The organism is Psychrobacillus sp. L3, assembly GCF_042945595.1.
In the GTDB taxonomy this organism is placed as follows: Bacteria; Bacillota; Bacilli; order Bacillales_A; family Planococcaceae; genus Psychrobacillus.
Map to the genome: position 1 here is coordinate 1289448 of NZ_CP168493.1, position 21095 is coordinate 1310542.

Below are 21095 nucleotides of genomic sequence, written 5' to 3' on the forward strand. Positions count from 1 at the left end.
ATAACTTACTATCAACTTCTTCAAATTACATTTAAGATTTGTACTAAGTTGATACCTTCTTCATTATTACTATAGGCTGCCAGTAAAAAAAGAAAGGAGAAAGTTTCTTAGCACTTCACCTAAATGAAGTGTTTTTCGTTGTATAGATTGGATAATACTTTCGACATTATTCGTCAGATAATTACAAAATAATAAAAAATCGATTGACATAATGCTAAAGTATTAATATTATTTACTTAGTATATCGTTAAATTGATAATGTGAATAATTCGATAGTCATATGTTTATATGTTAAGACTAATAGTTAATAATCATGACTGTTTAAAGTAAACAAGAAATCGTGATAAATCCATTTATTAAAAATTTAGCCACTAATCAATTCACGAATTGGAGAATACAGGGATAAAAGACATTGGTTTCTTAATAGGTGCGGCTAATCTAAATAGTCTTCTTATTCCAATTATTGATATACATAAAAAACTATTAGGAAGGTGCATACTAAATATGAAATTTAAATTCTCAGTTGGAAAGAAATTATATCTTGGCTTTATTTTGATCTTAATTTTGATGGGTTCTTTAGGGTGGCTGTCTATTACTAAAATGAAGAATATTAATGCAAAATCAACAGAAATTGCGGAAAAATGGTTGCCTGCAATAAACGCAATTGACGATATTAACTATCGAACAGAACACCTTATTGCATTAGAATATCGACTGACACTTGAACCAGATGCTCAGCAAATGCATAAATTTGAAGAGGAAATGAATGATAATATTCAAAAGATAAATGAAACATTAGGTGTTTATGAAAAAACGATATTCCTTGATGAGGATCGTAACCAATTTAATGAACTGCAAATTAAATGGAAGGAATATGAAACCTTGCATCAATTATTCATTGCTATAGGTAGAAACATGGATATTATCGAGGGCGCTGGTTCAGCTAACGGAAAACAGCTAATTGAAATTATTAAACAATCAAAGGATATCTCTAATGGTATGCAAGATGACTTAGATAAGTTAGTGAAGATTAATAAGGATAATAGTGTGTTAGCAAGTCAAGAAGGCGATCAAATGTATACAAGTGGAAGAGCACAAAGTATTCTTTTACTGATTATAGCTATATTGGCTGGATTATCGATCGCATATATTGTGTCAAGAATGATCACAAAACCGTTAGAAAAAATAACTAAAAATGTAGAACAAGTCGCTAATGGAAACTTAACAGTAGACCCAGTCAATATTAAAAATAAAGATGAATTGGGCGATTTAGCAAAATCATTTAATCAGATGAATGTTAACTTAGCCGATTTAATACGACAGGTTAGTGCAACTTCTGAAATGGTAGCAGCTTCATCAGAAGAGTTGTTAGCAAGTACTGAAGAAACTTCTAAAGCAACAGAACAAATTACGGATGCCATTCAAGAAGTGGCTAATGGATCTGAAAGCCAAGTAAATCATACAGAACAAGCAAATCATGTAGTAACTGATATTTCAAAAGGCATGGAGCAGGTGGCAGGATCTATTGAAACAGTTAAGGATCTAAGTGTAAATACCAATCAAAAAGCTGAATCAGGAAATTTAGTGGTTCTTGAGACAGTAGAACAAATGAATACTGTGCATCAGCAGGTAACGAGAACATCCCAAATTGTAAACGAGCTTGGAAAAAGATCAAATGAAATCGGGAGTATTGTGGATTTAATTTCTCAGATTTCCGCTCAAACGAATTTACTTGCTTTAAACGCAGCGATTGAAGCAGCTAGAGCAGGAGAGCATGGACGAGGTTTTGCAGTGGTAGCGGATGAAGTTCGCAAATTAGCCGAACAATCAGGAGAAGCAACAAAATCGATTCAAGAGCTGATTCAACAAATACAAAATGAAATTAATCATGTTATACAATCAATGAATGAGGGAACTGAATCTGTAAACGAAGGCATTAAGAAAGTGACAGAAACGGGTCAATCATTTAAAGAAATTGTTCAAATGATAAATGAAATAACTGCCCAAACTCAAGAAGTTTCTTCCATTGTGGAAGAAGTGAATGTTGGGACAGAAGAGATGGTTAGTACGTTCTCTGAAATTGCAGTAATCTCTAAACAATCAGCTGGTAATACTCAACACGTTGCAGCATCAGCCGAGGAACAAAACGCAGCAATGGAAGAAATAACAGCTTCTGCCATTTCATTAAGTAAATTGGCTACTGATCTTCAGGTTTCCGTTTCTAAATTTCAAATCTGAAGTTCGTTTTAATAAGACAAGACTTTGAACCCATTTTTGTGGATAGAAAAGAGAAAAAAATGTTCAGTTGACTAGTAAAATGAGATAGGACATTTGAGAAACTCTCGTTTAGATACCTCACTTTGCACTGTATCATAAGTAAGTGAGGCGTCTAGTTAATAAGTATTCACTTTTATAGTTTCATTATGATAATAAATCTAATACTTAGTCAAATAAGAGCAGAGTGCTGAAATAAATCTTAGCATTCTACTCTTTTTTTTGTGTGTTCACAAATTTCACCATAAACAAATCAATATCTACTCTTTAATGACTGATCAAAAGAATAATCTCTAATTACATCACCTGTAAGGCATATTTATCCACCGAGTCGAGACATAAATAACTTATCTTGATCCAAAAAGAGGAGGCTGATAAGGCATTTCTAATACGGCAGGCACATGACAGGATGAAAGGCACCAAGTTTTAATTGAAATCTGAATTGTGTTAGAACTTGGCGCCATTCACTATGGGAGTGACGCGTACACTCTCGTCACCTTTTGCTGGATTGTATCTTTTTATTACCTTAACTAACTTAATATCGCTGTGTTAGGAACAATTTAGAATAGTGTCGAAGTTGTGCGTGACGCAGGGAACACTAACTAAATAAAACAGCTAACTTGAGTTGCCGTTATATAGGGGATTTTTTTCAGGGAGTTGGTACCAATACATGATATAATTGGTCGGAGTGGATACCCAAGCCATACAAATATGCCAAATAAGGGGGCTCGTATTAGTTCTGGAAGGGGATTACAAAGAAAAGGAAGTTATCTATCATGAAAAAAAACATCTTTAATTCTACATTATCAGTAGCTTTGGCATTCATTTTACTTATTTCAATAATGCCTTTACCAGTTAAAGGAGAAAGCGTGACAACTCCTAAAAATGAGATGCGTGCAGCTTGGATTGCAACCGTTCAAAATGTTGATATGAAATCTGGAATGAATGTAACTCAATATACAGCTTGGGTACGTCAAACATTAGATCAATTGAAAGCCAATAAATTCAATGCAGTCATTTATCAAGTAAAACCAACAAATGATGCGTTATATCCCTCCAAGTTGGCACCTTGGTCATCCTATATAACTGGGGGAAAACAAGGAAAGAGCCCAGGTTATGATCCTTTATTAATCATGCTTAATGAAGCACACAATCGCGGAATGGAGCTTCATGCATGGATCAACCCTTATCGAGTAACCATGCCGGGCCAATCATTAGCAAGTCTTGCGCCTACTAATGTAGCTCGCACAAATCCTAGCTGGGTAGTTAAATATGGGAAGCAATACTATTTAAACCCTGGTCTTCCTGAAGTGCAAAATTATTTAATTTCTACAGTGAAAGAATTAGTAGCTAATTATGATATTGATGCCGTTCATATGGATGATTACTTTTATCCTTATAAAATAAAAAATGAAGTTTTTCCTGATCAAGCAACATTCAAAAAATATGGCAAGTCGTTCAAAAAAGTGGACGATTGGCGCCGAAATAATGTAAATCAACTTGTCAAAAAAATATATTCATCTATTAAAAAGACTAAACCAGATGTCCAATTTGGAATTTCACCATTTGGGGTGTGGCGTAATCAATCAGTGGACCCTACTGGAAGCAACACCCGGGCTAGCGTATCTAATTATGATGACTTATATGCAGACACAAGACAATGGATGAAAGACGGTAGCATCGATTATATTACGCCACAAATCTACTGGTCTAAAACATTATCTGTAGCTAAATATTCCACTCTATTAGACTGGTGGAGTAATGAAGTACAAACGTATGCCAACGTGCATCCCGTTAATCTCTATATTGGTGTCGCTGATTATAAAGTCGGCCTTGACTCCGATAAAGCATGGCAAAATAAAATGGAGTTACCAAATCAAGTAATCGCTAACAGAGCAAACCAAATTGCGATGGGTCAAATGCACTTTTCATTAAAAAGCATTCAAAAAAATTCACTTGGTTATGCAACAATCCTTAAACAACAACTTTATAATTATACCGCTTTAACTCCAGCAACTTCATGGAACAACGCTGAACAACCGTTAGCGCCAACATCTGTTCAAAGTAGCAAGGATGAAGCTGGTATGAAGTTAGTCATTAATGATCAAAATAATGAACAACCAAGAAAATACGTGATTTATCGCTTTGAAGGAAACGACGTAGAAGAGTATCAAAATCCTCTAAACATAGTAGATATTGTATATAATTCAAAAGGGAATACGGTATTTTTAGATAAGACAGCAAACCCAAATAAACAATATACATATGGAATTACTTCAGTATCAGCATCTGGTGTTGAAAGTATGGATGCATATGTTGTAAGTGAATGAATGAATGGTGCCAGGAACCAACACTATTTCGAATAGTTTTAATTCCTGGCACCTTAATTAAAATACTAACACCTTAAAGTAATCAGCTTAAACGCCCAAAACCTGTGAAGTGATTTTCCCAATATGCTCCGTCAATATCACTAATTTGTACGAAATAACCACTTGCAGCAATCATTTTATTATCGCCAATATATATACCGATATGAGAAATCCCAGATTTATATGTATTGCTAAAGAATACCAAGTCTCCAATTTTTGGTTTAGATATTGGTGTTGATGCATTGTAGAAGCCTGCTGCTGATAAACGAGAAGTTGAAATACCTGCTTTATTATAAACATAAGTAATAAATCCTGAGCAGTCAAAGCCACTTGGTGATGCTCCATCGAAAACATATTTTGCGCCTAAATACTGTTTTGCAACTGAAACAATATTATTACCAACTGATGAACTAGTTGAAGTTGGAGTTGATGTCGATGTTGTCGAGCCACTAACAATTAATTTTTGCCCAACAGAGATTGCTGTAGAAGACAAGTTATTTAATTCCATTATTGTTTTAGACGAAATGCCAAATTGACTACCAATTTTAGATAATGAATCTCCTGATTTTACTGTATATGTAGATGTATTACTTGAATTAGATGAATTCGATGCAGAATTTGTTGTTGAAGTCTTAGAACCTTTAACTACAAGTTTCTGTCCAATATGTATGAGAGTTGAAGATAAATTATTCCATTCCATTAATGAATTAGATGAAACACCATACTGACTACCAATTTTAGATAATGAATCGCCTGATTTTACTGTATATGTAGATGTATTACTTGAATCAGATGGATTCGATGTTGAATTTGTTATTAAAGTAGTTGAACCTTTAACTACAAGTTTCTGTCCAATATGTATTAGAGTTGAAGATAAATTATTCCATTCCATTAATGTATTAGATGAAACACCATACTGACTACCAATTTTAGATAATGAATCTCCTGATTTTACTGTATATGTAGCTGCTGAAGCTTGTCCAACAGATGTTAATAAGACAGTTGTTCCTACTGTTACCGCTGCTAGCTTTGAAGACCATTTATTCATAATATTATATTCTCCTTAATTCCTATTACATGCAGGTTATATAATATCATTGTGATATAACAAATTAGTATCAAACGTATAACAAAATTATGTCAAAAATATAACAAAATAAAATTATCTGTACCATTTTTAAGTTTATTGAATAGCCTGATATATGTATATGGAAATGATTTACTAGTACAACCGCAATTAGTAACCGAGTTCCAATGAGTTAATACACTGACTCAGAAAGAATAAAACCCTCTATATAGAGCAAATTAGACTCTAGGAGGTGAATACCCATGAGCAAAAATAACAATAAGATAACTAATGTTAGAACGCATAATAGTTTCGAACTGTATAAAAATCCTACAAATAATCCTGACGAAGAATTTGCTGAAGAATTTAGTGCTATATCTAAAAACAAGGTGACGAAAGAAATTAACAAAAATAAACCTAAAAAAAGGGATTAAACCCGAACATGAAAGGTGAGTGTTTTAAATGCTCACCTTTTTTCTCTCACTAGAGTTGCATCGTTTTGAGCATCGATTTGATTTCGAGAGTTTGTGTGATTGCATGCATGTCAGACATAGAGAAAGAGAATTTAAACGAATTAATAATGAATACTTCAGAGCACTGTTCCTTTCGTTATAAGACGTGGAGCAACTTATCTATATCTATAGTCGGTTCTCCATTACCATACATATAGAAAATTAATACATTCTCATTTTCATATCTTTTATAACTCACTAAATTTGATGATATCGTCGAATTATAAAAATCTTTCCATCTTTCTTCTTGTTTTTCCGAAGTATCAAAAATATAAATGTAAAGCTGATCATCATTTAGAGAATAGATTGTAGGTTTAACTTTATTTAATTTATTCCCGAAACATTTAATCCCAGTTACCTTCACTTCTTCTAACTTAATATCATTTTCTTCAAAAACATTTAAGATTTGTACTAAGTTGATGCCTTCTTTACTATTACTACAGGCCCCCAGTAATACAAGAAAGGAAAAAAGTAGAATGGTTCTTTTCACTATCCACCCTCCAAATTATATAATTTTTTTTACTTCTAGTTTAAATCCATCGTTCCCTTCACTCTTGATAAGTACTCTGCATGCTTAATAAAAACAAAGCTAATCACAAAGAAACAGCACCCTAACAAAAGTTCCTCTCCCAAAAGAGGCAATACAAGTGAATAATCTCCTTCATTGAGGATTGCCTTCGTTAATTGAACTCCTCTTGTCAATGGAATGAATTGCGAAAAACTGCCTAACCATTCGGGCATAATCGAATGCGGATAGTTAGCACCACTCAATAATAATAAAATACTTGCGAGTAAATTAGACAACAAATGCATCGACGGTGTCCAAAGACAGAAGCAACCAACAATTAACCCAAGTCCACATGCAGAAAAAATAGACACGGCCCATACGAATGACAAAGGTAAAAGAGCTTCAAAAGGAATCGAAACTCGGAAAATAATGATTCCAAATAATAGCCCCAATCCAGAAGTAATTAACCCATTCAAAACATGTGCTATAGATCTAGATAAGAATAGACCTGCTTTATTTACAGGGGACGTCATAACAAGTTGCAGTGTACCCATCCCTCTATCCGAAGTAATAACGGACATAATGCCAAAAACGGAATTCATGACACAAAGAAGAAGTGCGTTGGAACCAATATAACCAGAAAGCCCTTCACCTTTGTATACATAGTTTACTAGAACGGAAAAAAATAAAAGCTGACTGAGTGGGTTTAACACCATTACAAGCAAATATACTTTTGGGTCTAACCAACCAAATAATGCTTTATACGATAATAAACTGTGACGACCAAATCGCTGTAAAGATTCTATCATTTAATACACCCCTAACTTCCCGATAATTCTTGCTTTCTTTTCTACTGCTTTATAACAAAAAACGGCTAGTACCACGTAAATTATTGTTAGAAACAGCAAAACAATGAATGGTTTTCCGATTATTGAAATCGTTGCATTTTCCATTGTTACCTTACGAAGCAACTCGATTGCCCATGTCGGAGGGAGAATATAAGAAATTGGTTTTACCCATATTGGCAAAATCGCAACAGGAAACATAAAACCGCAAATTAAATAAATAGGATACTCAATGAAGTTCATAAGCGCTTCCGCTTGTCGAGACAATGTAAATGCTAATGACAGGAAAAAAGAAAAAACAGATAAAGCGAATAAAACAAAAATAAGAGAACCTATAAAAAATAAAGGATGGACGATAGAAACTTCAACTCTAAATATGAAGACTAAATAAATAAAAGAAATAATCATCGAAAGTAATCCCCAAAGTGTATTGCCAATAATTTTTCCAACTAAAATGATGGAGAAGGAAATAGGGGACACAAAAATAATTTCCAAAGTCCCATAGTAACGTTCTCTGTTTACATCGCTTGCAGAAGAATAGACAATGGAAGACCAAAGTGCCATGAATCCAGATCCGAGTACAACATATTGAAAAATCTTCTCTGGAGACTCCGAGCCATAAATAAAAAACGAAATTGTCGCAAGAAAGAGGGGAGATATCCAAATAATAAACTGAAACATAGGCCGTGCAATAGATAGTCTCATATGAACCTTTATTGTATGAAATAATGCTCTTATAGTTGGATTCATGTCATTTTCCTCCTATGATGCTTACATATACATCCTCAAGAGAAGGTTTCGTAATGGATAAATCTATAATTTCTTCATCTTTCATCAGTTCATAAATAAATGGAATAACCGACTGTGGTTCATTAGTATGTAATCGAATGTTCATGAAATAGTCTCTGTGCTCTACTTGGACATGTTGAATACTTGGGAGTGCTGCTAATGCATCTAATTTCCTGACCTCGACTCCAATAATTTTGCACTCAATAATAGATATTTGATCCGTTCTCTTTTTAAGATTTTGAGGAGTATCTATTGCAATAAGCTGCCCTTTATCGATAAAAGCAATACGGTCACAAAGCTCATCCGCTTCATACATATAGTGTGTAGTTAGAAGAATCGTTGTTCCACTATCATTTAGTTGTCGTAAAATTTCTCTAAGTTTTCTTGCACTTACTGGATCAAGTCCTATAGAAGGCTCATCGAGAAACAAAATTTCAGGTTTATTAACAAGTCCCCTTGCAATTTGCAGTCGCTGTTTCATCCCTTTTGAAAATGTCTCGACTTTTTGATTAGCGACATCCTGTAAACCAACCAATTCTAGCAAATCATTAATTCTTTGCTTTTGTTCATGCTGAGGTACTTTATATAAATCTGAGAAATAAGCTAAATTATCATAAGCAGATAATCTCCAATATAAGTTACGTTCTCCACCAAGTATAAAATTGATATGTGGTCGGAGCTGCATATGCTCTGTTACCGGATCAAGACCCATGACAGAAACTTTTCCTGATGTTGGTATTAGCATCGTCGTTAAGATTTTAATCATAGTAGTTTTGCCAGCTCCATTTGGCCCAAGCAATCCGAAAATTTCTCCTTTATTAACCGAGAATGAAATTCCTTTTAAAGCTTCTACTTCTTTTTTCTTTTTATGAATTAAACCAACTTCTGTTTTGTAGCTTCTTTTTACATCCGAAACTTCGATTATACAATTGCTCATACAATGCACCCCTTTAATATTAGATATATACCTTATTAGATGATTATATTATATTAGTTTCAATTGTCAATCGCATTTTTTGATAGACATAATACAAAAAAGCCCAATCTGATTAAATCAGACTGGACTATTTGCCGGGAAATATAAATTTTTGGATTTCATTAAAAGTAGATTGAGTATGTTCCTGATTACTTGAAAAGTATTTAATCGTACCAACTTTCTCCTGTTTAACAAAGCCTGCCTTTTTTAATATCTCCAAATGGTGTGAGACAGTAGCTGTAGTTATTCCTAAATATTCAGCGAGCTTCGCACCATACTCCTTGTTGCCTGAAAGCATCCGTAATATTAGGAGTCGATTATGATCAGAAAGAGCCTTCAATTGTAAAGACAAATCCAAACTAGTCTCTCTATTATCGGATAATGGAGCAGCACATCCATATATGACGATACAAATATCTGAATTAAAAATGCGCATTCGATGAGGTGTAAAATAATACGTAGGAATAAAATAATACATTTTATAAAGACTAGTTCGTTTAAATGTTTTCCCCATAACGTACTGTGCTAAAGCCAGTGGTTCTAACGCAATGGATTTTAAATCAACGATTGCTTTATCTAGCAATTCTTTTCTTTTATTTATTTCTTGTCCGAAAACCTTTGAATGAGTAACTTCAAATAGCAATTTGGAAATCTGTGCACGATAATATGCTACGTTTGAAATAAAGTCAAAAATAAAATGACGCTTTTGTTCAGAGTTCCACAGAATATGTTCATCAATGGTATGTAGTAGTGAAGGTTTTCCCAATAGTTCTTCTATCTGTGGCACCGGAATAGCCTCATCTAAAAAATGATATAAGTATTCTCCATTACTTAAATTAGATACCTTTTCCTGGAACAAATCAATATCATAAAAATAAGGACAAGGTAGAAGAAGATTTAATAATTGTAAGAAATCCCATTCAGTCTTCGCATGCCATTGCCCAATAAATTCCTGGGATTCTTTCGATAACTCTTTTATTAATAAAGCATGATCTACCTTTGCAAAATCATGCTGACTCGATTCTATTAACGAAGAAAGAAAAGCTATCCCTTCAACTACTGGAGAAAAAAAGTGCTCCACTATTTCCTTACCATTCTTACCTTGTTCATCTATTTCCGAAGCCATAAAATCCCTCCACAATCAATCACTAGTGTTCATAAGAATTATAAGATAGTTATCTTATAAAAGAAAGAATTAAGATGAAAGGGAATTCCTTTAACACTGGCGTATATCTATAGTTAGATGGGATAGTAAATAGATACGAAGATACAGCACATATAAATCTTCTCTTTTTACAGAAGATTTATAGATACGAAAGAGGGTGAAGAGATGAGATTAATTCTGCCAAAAGAATATACTAAATTTTTTCGGATTGTCTTTCCATTCGTTTTACTCTTGATTTTTATAAACAATATTTTTTTTGATTGGAAATTTCAACTATATCAATTCAATGAATTAGAAGACTTTGGATTACTTTTATTTGCCCTGATTGTAAGCATATTTCAAAGTGCGCTATATACATTCTTTTTATGGATACTTTTTAGGGGAATTAAAAAGATTATGGAGCCCAAAATCGTTGAAAAGATCAAGTGAAAGATATCAAATTCGTATGCAATATTGAATTGTTCTTGATCCGGGTGTCATGCCTATTGAATATGCAAACTGGAAAGGTGTAAATGGAATCACCCGTTGTGCCTGACACAGGGAACACCACTATCTTATGATACGGTTCACCGTAATATATCTAAATGAGGGCCCCTACACGAAAAGCCCATCACCGATTAAGGTAATGGGCAAGTTAAACCGAGATATGATTCTCTTACTTATACAATTATTGAGCTGTATAGCCACCATCAACAGTTAAACTATTCCCAGTCATAAATGAGGAATCGTCACTTGCCATAAATAGTACGGCTTTTGCCATTTCTTCTGCTTGGCCAAGACGTTTCATCGGTGTCATCGAAGCTAATACTTGTTTACTTTCTTCTGGAATAATTGGTGTATCGATGAAACCTGGGCATAATGAATTAACACGGATATTTTGCTCTGCATATTCAAGTGCAAGTGAACGTGTTAAATTAATCACGCCGCCTTTTGCTGCGTTATAAGCCGCTGAACCAGGTGAACCAACCCAACCGTACATAGATGCAGTATTCACGATTGTACCGCCACCTGTTTTTAACATTTCACGGATTGCTTCCCGCGCTACTAAGAATACACCATCTAAATCGACATTTACTGTATTCCGCCACTCAGCGTACTCTAAATCGTGTGAAGAATGAACACGCCCGATACCTGCATTATTGAACACAATATCCACTTTACCAAAAGTTTCAACCGCTTGTTTAAAGATATCAGCTACATCTTCTTCACTAGTAATATTTGCTTTTACAAATAAAGCTTCCGCATTAAGTATTTTCAATTCTTCTTCAAAAGCTTTTCCTTTTTCTTCATTTAAATCAACAAGAACCACTTTGGCTCCTTCTGATACGAATAAACGAGCTGTTGCTGCACCGATACCAGATGCTCCACCAGTAATCACGGCCACTTTATCTTGTAATTTTCCCATAATAAATTCCTCCAGTATAATAAAGTCTATAGCACAATTACATTTTCCTCAAAATGAACATATAATATTTGTGCTATTTTGTTCACAAGATAATTGTACTATTTTGTTCACATTTAACAATCATTAAGGTATTATTAAATGTCTAACTAGTAGACACTTAAAACTAAATTGTCTGTTTTCAGGAGGTTTTTTTGATGAATGATCAACAAAGTGTGACATCTCAACGGCAAAACCGTACAAAAGAACATTTAAAGCTAGCGCTAATCGAACTCATAAAGGAAAAGGGTTACCATTCTGTTTCTGTAAAAGACATTGTAAACTATGCCGCTTATAATCGTAGTACCTTTTATGTTCATTACCAAGATAAAATAGAACTTGCGAAAGATTTACTCGATTCTATGCTTCAAGGGTTAGAAGATTCAGTAGGAAAACCATATGTAGCTGGGCATAAAGTATATACAGCAAAGCTAAATGCATCATCCTTTAATATCGTTACTTACATATATGTACACAGAAATTTTTTTGAGCTGATTAAATACGAAGACACTCTACCAGGATTACTAACAAGATTCCCTCAAACCATCTTAAAAATTTATCAGGAATTCTTTATATTTGAAACGATCAACAACATCCCAGTCAACATGGATTATTTTAAACGTTATACAGCCTATGGCTTTTACGGTCTACTACTGAAGTGGATTACAAATGATTTCAAAGAAACTCAAAATGAATTTATCCAAGAAGTGACTGATCTAACAAAAACGCATATTTATTCACTGGAGTATATTAAAAAATAACTTATCTAACTCATCAATTAATCTTATATAGAAGAAATTTATCAGGGCTTCCTCAGGCTAAAAAGCAGATCACCAATGATGAGCGAAAAAAGATGAACTTCTTCTTTTTTGCTTGTAAATATAATATCTTTATTCTCTCGGCCAACTCCATACATTCTGCTTGACCTACCATTTTTACAATCAATTCTTCTACTTGAACCGTATCAAAGATATTGAAACGCTCTAGTTTCAAGAGACTTAATAAGAAGAAAGTTCCTCAAATAATGATTACCGGTTGTTTTATTGGGTTAACAAGTATTTTTAATTATATTTCGATGCAATATTTGCCCACTTCATTAGCCATTTTAATGTTTCAATTTGTATGAATAGGGATCATTTTCGAATGGATTTTCAGCAAAATAAAACCTGCTCCTATGACCATATTATCCATATTTTTGATTCTAATAGGGGTCTTTTTTGCTTCAAATGTTTTAAATGGGGATATACATGGTCTTCCTTAAAAAGGTTTCGTTTTTGGAATTCTATTCGCATTCACTTATGCAGGATTTTTAATATCCCTGTGTCACGAACAATTTAGACGCAATTCAGAATAGTGTCTGAGTTGTGCGTGGCTCAGTGAACACTCACTATGATAGACGGTTATACTAGAGAAACATAGATAGTATTCATTGATAAAGAAGTGCTAAGTGGACGAAATTGCATCATCCTCCGTTTTTAAAAGAGTAGGACAGGTTCTAACTTTCATTATCCTTACCTTAGGCAACTTGTCTTTAAGATGAAAGGAAATTTCTTTAACAATGGCGAATATCTAGGTTAGATAGGTTAATAGATAGGAGGCATAATGAGTGTTTAATGTGAAGATAGAGACAGAATATTTCACTTTACATAGGCTTGCAGAAGGAGTGCATGCAGCAATAGCAAAACCTGGTCAAGGAGCATGGAGTAATGCAGGGGTTGTCGACTTGGGAGATGAACTGCTAGTATTTGATTCATTTAGTACACCTTCAGCTGCCAAAGAGTTAAGGAAACAAGCAGAAATGATTATCGGAAAAAAGGTGAAATATCTTATAAATAGCCATTATCATGGAGACCATGTGTTTGGCAATCAAGTATTTGAAGATGCAACGATTATTTCTACTTCTTTAACTAATAAATGGTTTAGAGAACAAAATACGATTCATGATGTGCAGAAGGAAATAGAGGAAACGAAGCAATATCTACATATTTTAAGCAATCAGATAGAAAAAACGGAAGATAATATTATAAAGATCAGTCTATTAAATCAATATGAAGAAATGTCCAAAGTGTTAGAGGATCTACCTCATTTGAAAACAGTATTGCCTTCCGTTATCTTTGAAAAACATTTGGTTATCCAAGGTTCGAAACGAACTGTAGAGCTCCACTGCTTAGGGGGAGGGCACTCACCAAGTGATACTTTTTTGTATTTACCCGATGACAAGATAGCATTCATGGGGGATATCATTACAGAAGACCTTCATTTGCCAATTTATAACCCAAAAGAATTTTTGACTATTCTAGAAAACGTAAAACAATTGGATATGAAAACAGTTGTCCCGGGACATGGGGAAGTAGGGACATTAGCGTTTGGTGAGATATTAATAAATTATTTATCATTTTTAATTAAAAAGGTAATGGATGCGCAACAAAATAATATATCAATGAGTGATTTCATCTCAGAGTTTATGATGCCTAGTGAATATGCAAACTGGAAAGGTGTAAATGGAATCACTCGTAACCTTACAACTGTATATAACTTCTATGCAGGAAAGCATGAATAGGAGGGAGCTTTTTGCAAAGTTACAAGACGATAATGGATGGAAGCACAGTGAATTATTACGAATATGGCGATAAAAACAATCATACCATTGTATGTTTTCACGGACTTGCAGGTAATGGTTACTATAGTTTTACCGAAATAACAGTCCTTTTGGAAAATGATTTTCATCTTATAATATTTGACAGTCCAGGTCACGGGGAAACGTCCTCGTTTAATAACGAAAGTGATTATCTATTCTCCAAATTAGCCATGTGGTATCAACGAATGATTCAGCATGTTGTGTCCAGACCATTCTATGTGATGGGACATTCATGGGGCGCTGATTTGGCGCTCCATTATACATGACATTATCCGGCAACCGTTTTAGGTATTATTTTATTGGACGGGGGCTTTACCTTTCCACAAAACCAGAAAGAAATGACAATTGACTATGTGTTTAAAGGGTGGAATGATTATATGGATCAATCTGTGTTTAATGATTGGACAGCATTGTTCAGGAATACAAAACATATACGAATAGATGGGATCTTAACAAAGAACGCTATGTATCTTCGATTTTCAAAAAGAAGGACGATAGATTTGACCTTGTGGTTTCCAAATTCACCGTGTTGTCCATTATTAGAGCTTTCTTTGTGGAACCATTTTCAGAAACCTATCCTTTCATTAGGGTACCGGTACTTCTTATTCATCCTTCTAAACCTGAGAATTTGGATGAAGCAAGAGTAATCGGTATATCACAACTAAAAGACAAGATGGACGATGTTACTGTGGTAGTAATGGAAGGTGCGGGGCATATGCTGCAGTTGGATGAACCAGAACGAACAGCAAATGAAATTAAGAAATGGATAGAAATTAAATAAAGAAAATGAGTTGTAAATAATAATTGTTCGCAAAACTTCAATTAAAATTTCAAGATAATCTATTATAATAAAAAGTTTAGTGATTTTATTCATTTTTAGAATGTGTTACGCCGAACCGTATCATAAGTAAGTGTGGTTTTTGCCGGATATACGATAAGCCGAGCTGCTGGTTTAATAGCATTCTTAGAGAATGGCCATTTAGAAAGGGCTAACAATCCAGCAGATAATGCGATTCGTCCTAGCGTGGTTGGTCGCAAGAATTGGCTATTCTCTGTGAGAGAAGCAGGTGCTAAAGCAAACGCTTTTTGCCTAAGTTTAGCTGAAACAACAAAAGCACATGACGTCGATTTCTATCAATACTTGGTCAAGCTACTGACTGATCTACCATCTTTCCCAATACATTAGCAATCTGAACTGTTACATGATTACTTACCTTTGTCTGATAAAATCCAAGCTAAATATGCAAAATAGCCAGCTTTTCTGAAAATGTCATCAGAAAGCTGACTATTCGTCGTGCGCACCGCAGAGATACGCTATTTTTTATATTTCGGGCAACAATTCTCATAACTGCACACCTATTAAACAAAATCGGCTGGATCAAGTCCAATAAATACCTAACTCAAGCCAGCCAATTAGCTGCTTAATGAAATTCTTTATTTATGGATTTACTACCAAACCATTAGAGATTCCATAAGCTATTTTTTTACTTGTATTAACCTTCTAGTGTTAACACGCCGTCTTCCATGCGGTACACTTTGTCACAAAACTCTAGCATACGCTCGTCATGAGTTACCATAACGGCTGCCTTGTTACGTTCTTTTACCTCTTTGCGAATTTGTTTGACCACTTCAAATGCGCGGTTAGAGTCTAAGCTCGCTGTCGGTTCATCGGCTAGGATAGTGTTTGAGTTGTTGACGAACGCGCGGGCAATTGCGACACGTTGGCGTTCACCACCGGATAATTGGTTCGGGAACTTTGATAATTTTGCGCTTAAGCCTAAGTCGTTTAATAGCTCTTTAGCAAATGCTTTTTCTTTTGCTGTTACTTTGCCTTTCATTTTACAAACAAGTAGCAACTGGTCTAGCACGTTTAAATACGGAATCAAGTTCGATGTTTGTAAGATGAACCCGATATCTGTTAGGCGGAATGATGAAAGTTCTTTTTCTTTCATGTTACCAATGTTTCTGCCGTTGACTAATACTTCCCCTTTAGTAGGCTGAAGAAGGGCACCAGCGATTGACAATAATGTACTTTTCCCAGAACCAGAAGGGCCGATAATGGCGATAAAATCACCAGGTGCAACTGTTAACGAAACATTTTTTAATGCGTCAACTGTTGAATCGCCTTCTTTAAATGATTTTGTTACGTTGTTTAATACTAAACCTGTCATTTATTCCACTCTCCCAATCGCTGTTAATGGATCGATTTTCGTTACTTGACGAGCTGAAATAATGGAACCCAATACAGATACAATTAATAAAATAACGCCATATATAAGTACCATTTTAAAGTCTAAGTTAAATGGCATTCCTTCTGGGAAGACTAAAGCCGTCAAATAGGTCAATGCGATACCAGCGATAATACTCATGAACGATAACACAAATACTTGTGAGATAATTGAATTTTTAATAAAGCGATTTGAAGCACCAATTGCTTTCATGACACCGAATTGCTGTGTTTTTTGTAAAATGAATACATAGAAAAAGACCGCAATAATAACCGCAGAGATGGCGAATAAAAATGCAAGCATCATATAAATCGTTGCGCTTTCTTCTTTATAGCCAGGCATCCCCATAACGGCTTCTGATTTCGTAAAGGTTTCAATCAAATTATAGTTTTTAGCGATTTGATCCGCTTCAATCGATTTTCCTTGTAAAGCAATCATCGTTAGAGGGTTTTCTAGACCATTATCTGATCCAGGTGCTGCAAAGGCATAAGATTGCCAAGTTGCAATATTCACAAATACTGTAGATAAATGGTTAAATGTTTCTCCTGTTGTAAAGCCTACAATTTTTAATTTTATATCTGAACTTGTTACGACAATGGTATCGCCAATTTCATACCCTTTTTTGTGTAATGATTCGTCGATTAGTACACTAAATGGATCATTTTGATCTAATTGCTGCCCTTCTACAACCTTTGGCTCAATAAATTTGCCTGGCTCAACACCGATAAAGGTAACATCATTTTTTACTTTTTCGCCTGAAGTAGCTTCATTTTGAATGATAATTGTAGATTGTCCAAATTTTGCAGCTTGCTTAACACCAAACTTACCTTCTACATCGTCTGCTATTGTTCCAGACACTTTTGTTTTCATAATTGCTGCTTCAGAGCCCTCTTCATAAATAAAAAGATCTCCATCAATATTTTTCATCGTTGCAGCAGCTAATGTTGATAATCCATTACCTAAGCCCGATAAAATAAAAACAAGCCATGCGATTAGCATAATAATAGCGCCAATCATTGCAAAACGTGTTTTTGAATGTTTCATTTCTTTTATCGGTAAAAACATTCTAACTTCCTCCTAGTCTATAAATGTAAATAGATTCCTCAATGTTTCCAATTACTAGAGAAATTGATAATAAGAAAACAAGTTATCCCATCTCTAAAAACTATCTTCAAATAACTAAATCTATACAAGCAAAAAATGAATATAGCTTTTCGAGTTTGGATAAATATGTTCTTGCTATACTTCTCTTTTCGAAGTATAGATGATGAATATGAACTCTATAGAAACTATTCAAGATTTTCCCCTTTAAGTTGACAGATACAAATAAGGCGATTAGAGTGTTGTTTTGAGTAAGCCCCGTAGAAAGCTTTTCATTACCTTTTCGTTATGTTGAAATATTTTACAAAGTGAAATGGACTTAACGCTGATAATTGAGCTCTAAACATATACCAAGAAATCTACAAGTTACTGCCACTTGAACAATGATTCAATGCCTCATCTTTAACAGAAAGGATGTGAAATGATGCGCATTTTAGTTGTGGATGATGATCCATTTATCCAAAAATTAATTGGTATTCATTTGAAAAAGGACGGGTATGAAGCTGTATTTGCAAGCGACGGTCTAGAAGCGCTTGAACTTATAAATGAAGACATGCTAGATTTAGCAATTGTCGATGTCATGATGCCCAAGATGGACGGGGTTTCATTGACGAAACGCTTAACGAATCAGGAAATTCCTGTATTAATGCTGACAGCAAAAACAACGCTTGAAGACAAAGAAAAGGGATTTTTAGCAGGAGCAGATGATTATATGATAAAGCCATTTGAGCCTAAAGAATTACTGTTTCGTGTGCGAGCCATTTTACGAAGATTCCAGAAACTAGAACGAAGTCATACCACACTTGGGAATATGATCGTTAACCGACTCACCTTTGAGGTAAAGGTACGTGAACAAGTACTCCTTTTACCATTGAAAGAATTTGAACTGTTAAGTATTTTGTGTAGCAAACCAGATATCGTATTCACACGTGACCAATTAATGGAACAAGTATAGGGCTATGATTATGACGGAGATGATTTTACATTAACAACCCATATAAAGCGTCTACGCACACGTTTAGAGGAAGTCGATGCCTACGTGAAAATTCAAACAGTTCGTGGAATCGGTTATAAAATTGAGGGAATCAAATGAAAACATTATACAAACAATATATTATTGTTACGTTGATTGTCATCGGTGCAAGTCTTTCCATATCAATGTTTTTCCTTGGCCAACTATACAACAACCAAGTTCGAGTAGATACTGATGAAAAGAACGTAGAAATTGCGCAAGAGGTAACCAACATTGTGGAAATAATGCCTCTCAAACGCATGGATGAATATTTTCAATCTGTCGCTAAGTTAGGTTATCAGATAGTTGTAGTCGACGAAAACATGCAGTCAATGTTTTATGGAACAAAATTCTCTGAAATGAATCTGAACGAAAAAATGCTAGCGCTTAGTGGATCAACTACTATTTATCATGGAATTAGAGATTATAAGCAAAAATTCTCAATAATGAACCACTATGCAAATGATGTGCAAAATACAGTCGGTGTGCCTTTTAGTCTTGAAAATAAAAATTTTGCAATGTTTATTCGTATGGATAATGCATCATCGTTTACTGAAATGCATTATTTAATTGTTGGTTTTTTATTAATCAGTGCCATTATTATTTTCGTTGCGATGATTTTCCTAGCGCGTCAGCTTGTACAACCGTTAAAGAAATTACAACTTGCAACAGAGCAAATTGCACAAGAAAACTATGATATTGACTTAAAAATTAATCGGAATGATGAACTTGGTCAGCTAGCTAGTCAATTTCAAAAAATGGCGCAACGTTTAGCGGAAAATGATCAATTAAAAAAGGACTTTATCAATAATGTGTCCCATGATTTCCAGTCACCACTCCTTAATATTCAAGGCTATGCAAATGTATTAAAAGATGCGGAAAATACAGAAGAAGAACGCGTACAATATTTAGAGATTATTGAGCAGGAAACAAAGAGACTGTCAGCGTTGACGAAGCAATTACTGTTGCTGAGTTCACTGGATCAAAAGAATTTGCCGATTGAGAAGAAAACATTTTCACTGGATCAGCAGCTTAGGGCGCTCTTATTTGCAAAGCGTTGGAAGCTAGACGATAAGCATATGGAGCTTATTTATAAAGTAGAGCCGATTGAAATTTATGCGGACCAGCATTTAATGGAACAAGTTTGGGATAATTTGTTGACTAATGCGATTCGCTATAGTGAAGTAAAGAGCAAAATTGTCGTGATCTGCACACGCGAGGAAGATGCGATTGTCGTGTCGATACGTGATTATGGCATCGGAATTCCTAAGGACGCACTAGAAAGAGTAAAGGAACGTTTTTACCGAGTGGATGCATCACGCTCTAGTCAAAGTAGTGGCTTAGGACTTGCGATTGTGACAGAAATTGTCGGGCGTCATAAAGGGGAATTTGTCATTGAAAGTGAATTAGGTAAAGGTACGATTGTAACTGTGCGGTTGGTGGATAGATAATTGAAGCCCATAATTGGTAGATGTAAGTGCTACTTGTTGTGGGTTTTTAATTGAATAAAACTATTCAGTGCTTCAAATTATGAATGGAACATCAAAGCGCTTATAAAGATAACTTCGGGCACAATTTCACTTTAAAATGGGCCTTGTCAGAAGATTCATTTGGAGATGGACTTGAACCAATAAAATGTCTAGGTTTCTTAAAGGGAAGTAATTGACCGCATTATGAAGGTGAATAGGTTCTAATTCACGTGATGTAAATTCATTTTTATTACTTACATAATCAAAGTGAATTACCCATTTTTCATGTATAGCTTTTCGTAGATCATTTAATGAGTTTGGCTCTGTTCTATGGCTTTCTAAATCAACTAATAAATATCCATTATTAACGTTCTCGTCCAGCATTTTTAATCTTTCTATCGTATGTTCGACTTCTTTATCTTCAAAAATACTCGATAAACTACTTAATACTGTGATTAAATTCAATATATCATAAGAACCCATTAAGCTTTTATCAAATTTGTATCCTTGGATTATACCAAAACCTACGTTAGTATCCTGGTAAGAAACGACGGGTATTCCAGCCGTACAAATAGCATCTATGTCTTTATAAATTGTTCGCGTTGATACTTGAAATTCATCAGCTAAACGAGAAGCTGACAAAATTTAGTTATATAAGAGTTTGGAATATGATGGATATCAAACGTTCTAATTTCACTTCGA

General features: G+C 34.5%; 19 protein-coding genes and 2 pseudogenes. 11 read left to right on the forward strand and 10 right to left on the reverse strand.

Annotation, left to right across the window (positions count from 1 at the left end; all coding sequences use genetic code 11):
• Nucleotides 1-504 precede the first annotated feature (504 nt).
• On the forward strand, nucleotides 505-2238 hold the full coding sequence (locus ACEPXD_RS06075) for a methyl-accepting chemotaxis protein (RefSeq protein ID WP_391121034.1): 1734 nt from the start codon (nucleotides 505-507) through the stop codon (nucleotides 2236-2238).
• Between the two features lie 812 nt (nucleotides 2239-3050).
• Nucleotides 3051-4604, forward strand: coding sequence for a glycoside hydrolase family 10 protein (locus tag ACEPXD_RS06080; RefSeq protein ID WP_391121037.1), 1554 nt, complete (start codon nucleotides 3051-3053; stop codon nucleotides 4602-4604).
• An 82-nt stretch (nucleotides 4605-4686) separates the two neighbouring features.
• Here ACEPXD_RS06080 and ACEPXD_RS06085 read toward each other — a convergent pair whose 3' ends face one another.
• Nucleotides 4687-5691 carry a LysM peptidoglycan-binding domain-containing protein gene (locus ACEPXD_RS06085; RefSeq protein WP_391121040.1) on the reverse strand — a complete coding sequence of 335 codons (1005 nt, stop codon included), beginning with the start codon at nucleotides 5689-5691 and terminating at the stop codon, nucleotides 4687-4689.
• 281 nt (nucleotides 5692-5972) lie between these two features.
• On the opposite strand from ACEPXD_RS06085, the gene ACEPXD_RS06090 reads away from it, so the two are divergent.
• Nucleotides 5973-6143, forward strand: coding sequence for a hypothetical protein (locus tag ACEPXD_RS06090; RefSeq protein WP_391121043.1), 171 nt, complete (start codon nucleotides 5973-5975; stop codon nucleotides 6141-6143).
• 175 nt (nucleotides 6144-6318) lie between these two features.
• Here the strand turns inward: ACEPXD_RS06090 and ACEPXD_RS06095 are convergent, their stop codons facing one another.
• From ACEPXD_RS06095 to ACEPXD_RS06120, 6 genes are all read right to left on the reverse strand, one after another.
• Nucleotides 6319-6711, reverse strand: a complete 393-nt coding sequence (locus tag ACEPXD_RS06095; protein ID WP_391121045.1) for a hypothetical protein — start codon at nucleotides 6709-6711, stop codon at nucleotides 6319-6321.
• A 35-nt stretch (nucleotides 6712-6746) separates the two neighbouring features.
• Nucleotides 6747-7538, reverse strand: coding sequence for an ABC transporter permease (locus ACEPXD_RS06100; RefSeq protein ID WP_391121048.1), 792 nt, complete (start codon nucleotides 7536-7538; stop codon nucleotides 6747-6749).
• Entirely contained in the window at nucleotides 7539-8324 is a 786-nt protein-coding gene (locus ACEPXD_RS06105; protein ID WP_391121051.1) for an ABC transporter permease, read from the reverse strand.
• 1 nt (nucleotide 8325) lies between these two features.
• Complete coding sequence (locus ACEPXD_RS06110) at nucleotides 8326-9300, reverse strand: ABC transporter ATP-binding protein (protein ID WP_391121054.1); 975 nt, start codon at nucleotides 9298-9300, stop codon at nucleotides 8326-8328.
• Between the two features lie 127 nt (nucleotides 9301-9427).
• Nucleotides 9428-10465, reverse strand: coding sequence for an ArsR/SmtB family transcription factor (locus ACEPXD_RS06115; RefSeq protein ID WP_391121057.1), 1038 nt, complete (start codon nucleotides 10463-10465; stop codon nucleotides 9428-9430).
• 706 nt (nucleotides 10466-11171) lie between these two features.
• On the reverse strand, nucleotides 11172-11909 hold the full coding sequence (locus ACEPXD_RS06120; RefSeq protein ID WP_391121060.1) for an SDR family NAD(P)-dependent oxidoreductase: 738 nt from the start codon (nucleotides 11907-11909) through the stop codon (nucleotides 11172-11174).
• A gap of 194 nt (nucleotides 11910-12103) precedes the next feature.
• Between ACEPXD_RS06120 and ACEPXD_RS06125 the strand changes: the two genes are divergently transcribed.
• The 5 genes from ACEPXD_RS06125 to ACEPXD_RS06145 all read left to right on the forward strand — a co-directional run bounded on the left by ACEPXD_RS06125 (nucleotide 12104) and on the right by ACEPXD_RS06145 (nucleotide 15769).
• On the forward strand, nucleotides 12104-12706 hold the full coding sequence (locus tag ACEPXD_RS06125) for a TetR/AcrR family transcriptional regulator (protein WP_391121063.1): 603 nt from the start codon (nucleotides 12104-12106) through the stop codon (nucleotides 12704-12706).
• An 845-nt stretch (nucleotides 12707-13551) separates the two neighbouring features.
• Nucleotides 13552-14505, forward strand: a complete 954-nt coding sequence (locus ACEPXD_RS06130; RefSeq protein ID WP_391121067.1) for an MBL fold metallo-hydrolase — start codon at nucleotides 13552-13554, stop codon at nucleotides 14503-14505.
• An 11-nt stretch (nucleotides 14506-14516) separates the two neighbouring features.
• Nucleotides 14517-14849: an alpha/beta fold hydrolase gene (locus tag ACEPXD_RS06135; protein ID WP_391121070.1), complete on the forward strand. Its 333-nt coding sequence runs from the start codon at nucleotides 14517-14519 to the stop codon at nucleotides 14847-14849.
• A 134-nt stretch (nucleotides 14850-14983) separates the two neighbouring features.
• On the forward strand, nucleotides 14984-15364 hold the full coding sequence (locus tag ACEPXD_RS06140; protein ID WP_391121072.1) for an alpha/beta fold hydrolase: 381 nt from the start codon (nucleotides 14984-14986) through the stop codon (nucleotides 15362-15364).
• A gap of 132 nt (nucleotides 15365-15496) precedes the next feature.
• The gene (locus ACEPXD_RS06145; RefSeq protein ID WP_391121075.1) at nucleotides 15497-15769 is read left to right on the forward strand and encodes an IS66 family transposase; all 273 of its coding nucleotides are present in this window, start codon (nucleotides 15497-15499) and stop codon (nucleotides 15767-15769) included.
• Nucleotides 15770-16076: 307 nt separating this feature from the next.
• Here the strand turns inward: ACEPXD_RS06145 and ACEPXD_RS06150 are convergent, their stop codons facing one another.
• Together ACEPXD_RS06150 and ACEPXD_RS06155 are read right to left on the reverse strand one after the other, a co-directional pair.
• Nucleotides 16077-16754: an ABC transporter ATP-binding protein gene (locus tag ACEPXD_RS06150; RefSeq protein ID WP_391121078.1), complete on the reverse strand. Its 678-nt coding sequence runs from the start codon at nucleotides 16752-16754 to the stop codon at nucleotides 16077-16079.
• On the reverse strand, nucleotides 16755-17876 hold the full coding sequence (locus tag ACEPXD_RS06155; RefSeq protein ID WP_391121081.1) for an ABC transporter permease: 1122 nt from the start codon (nucleotides 17874-17876) through the stop codon (nucleotides 16755-16757).
• 457 nt (nucleotides 17877-18333) lie between these two features.
• Between ACEPXD_RS06155 and ACEPXD_RS06160 the strand changes: the two genes are divergently transcribed.
• The 3 genes and pseudogenes from ACEPXD_RS06160 (at nucleotide 18334) to ACEPXD_RS06170 (ending at nucleotide 20375) form a co-directional block, all read left to right on the forward strand.
• Nucleotides 18334-18867 carry a response regulator transcription factor gene (locus tag ACEPXD_RS06160; protein ID WP_391121084.1) on the forward strand — a complete coding sequence of 178 codons (534 nt, stop codon included), beginning with the start codon at nucleotides 18334-18336 and terminating at the stop codon, nucleotides 18865-18867.
• 12 nt (nucleotides 18868-18879) lie between these two features.
• Nucleotides 18880-19005, forward strand: a pseudogene (locus ACEPXD_RS06165) (helix-turn-helix domain-containing protein); the annotation flags it as partial.
• Nucleotides 19002-20375: a sensor histidine kinase gene (locus ACEPXD_RS06170; protein WP_391121087.1), complete on the forward strand. Its 1374-nt coding sequence runs from the start codon at nucleotides 19002-19004 to the stop codon at nucleotides 20373-20375. The pseudogene ACEPXD_RS06165 and the gene ACEPXD_RS06170, both read left to right, overlap by 4 nt.
• 222 nt (nucleotides 20376-20597) lie before the next feature.
• On the opposite strand, the pseudogene ACEPXD_RS06175 reads toward ACEPXD_RS06170, so the two are convergent.
• Nucleotides 20598-21090: pseudogene (locus ACEPXD_RS06175) on the reverse strand (helix-turn-helix transcriptional regulator); the annotation flags it as partial.
• Between the last annotated feature and the right edge of the window lie 5 nt (nucleotides 21091-21095).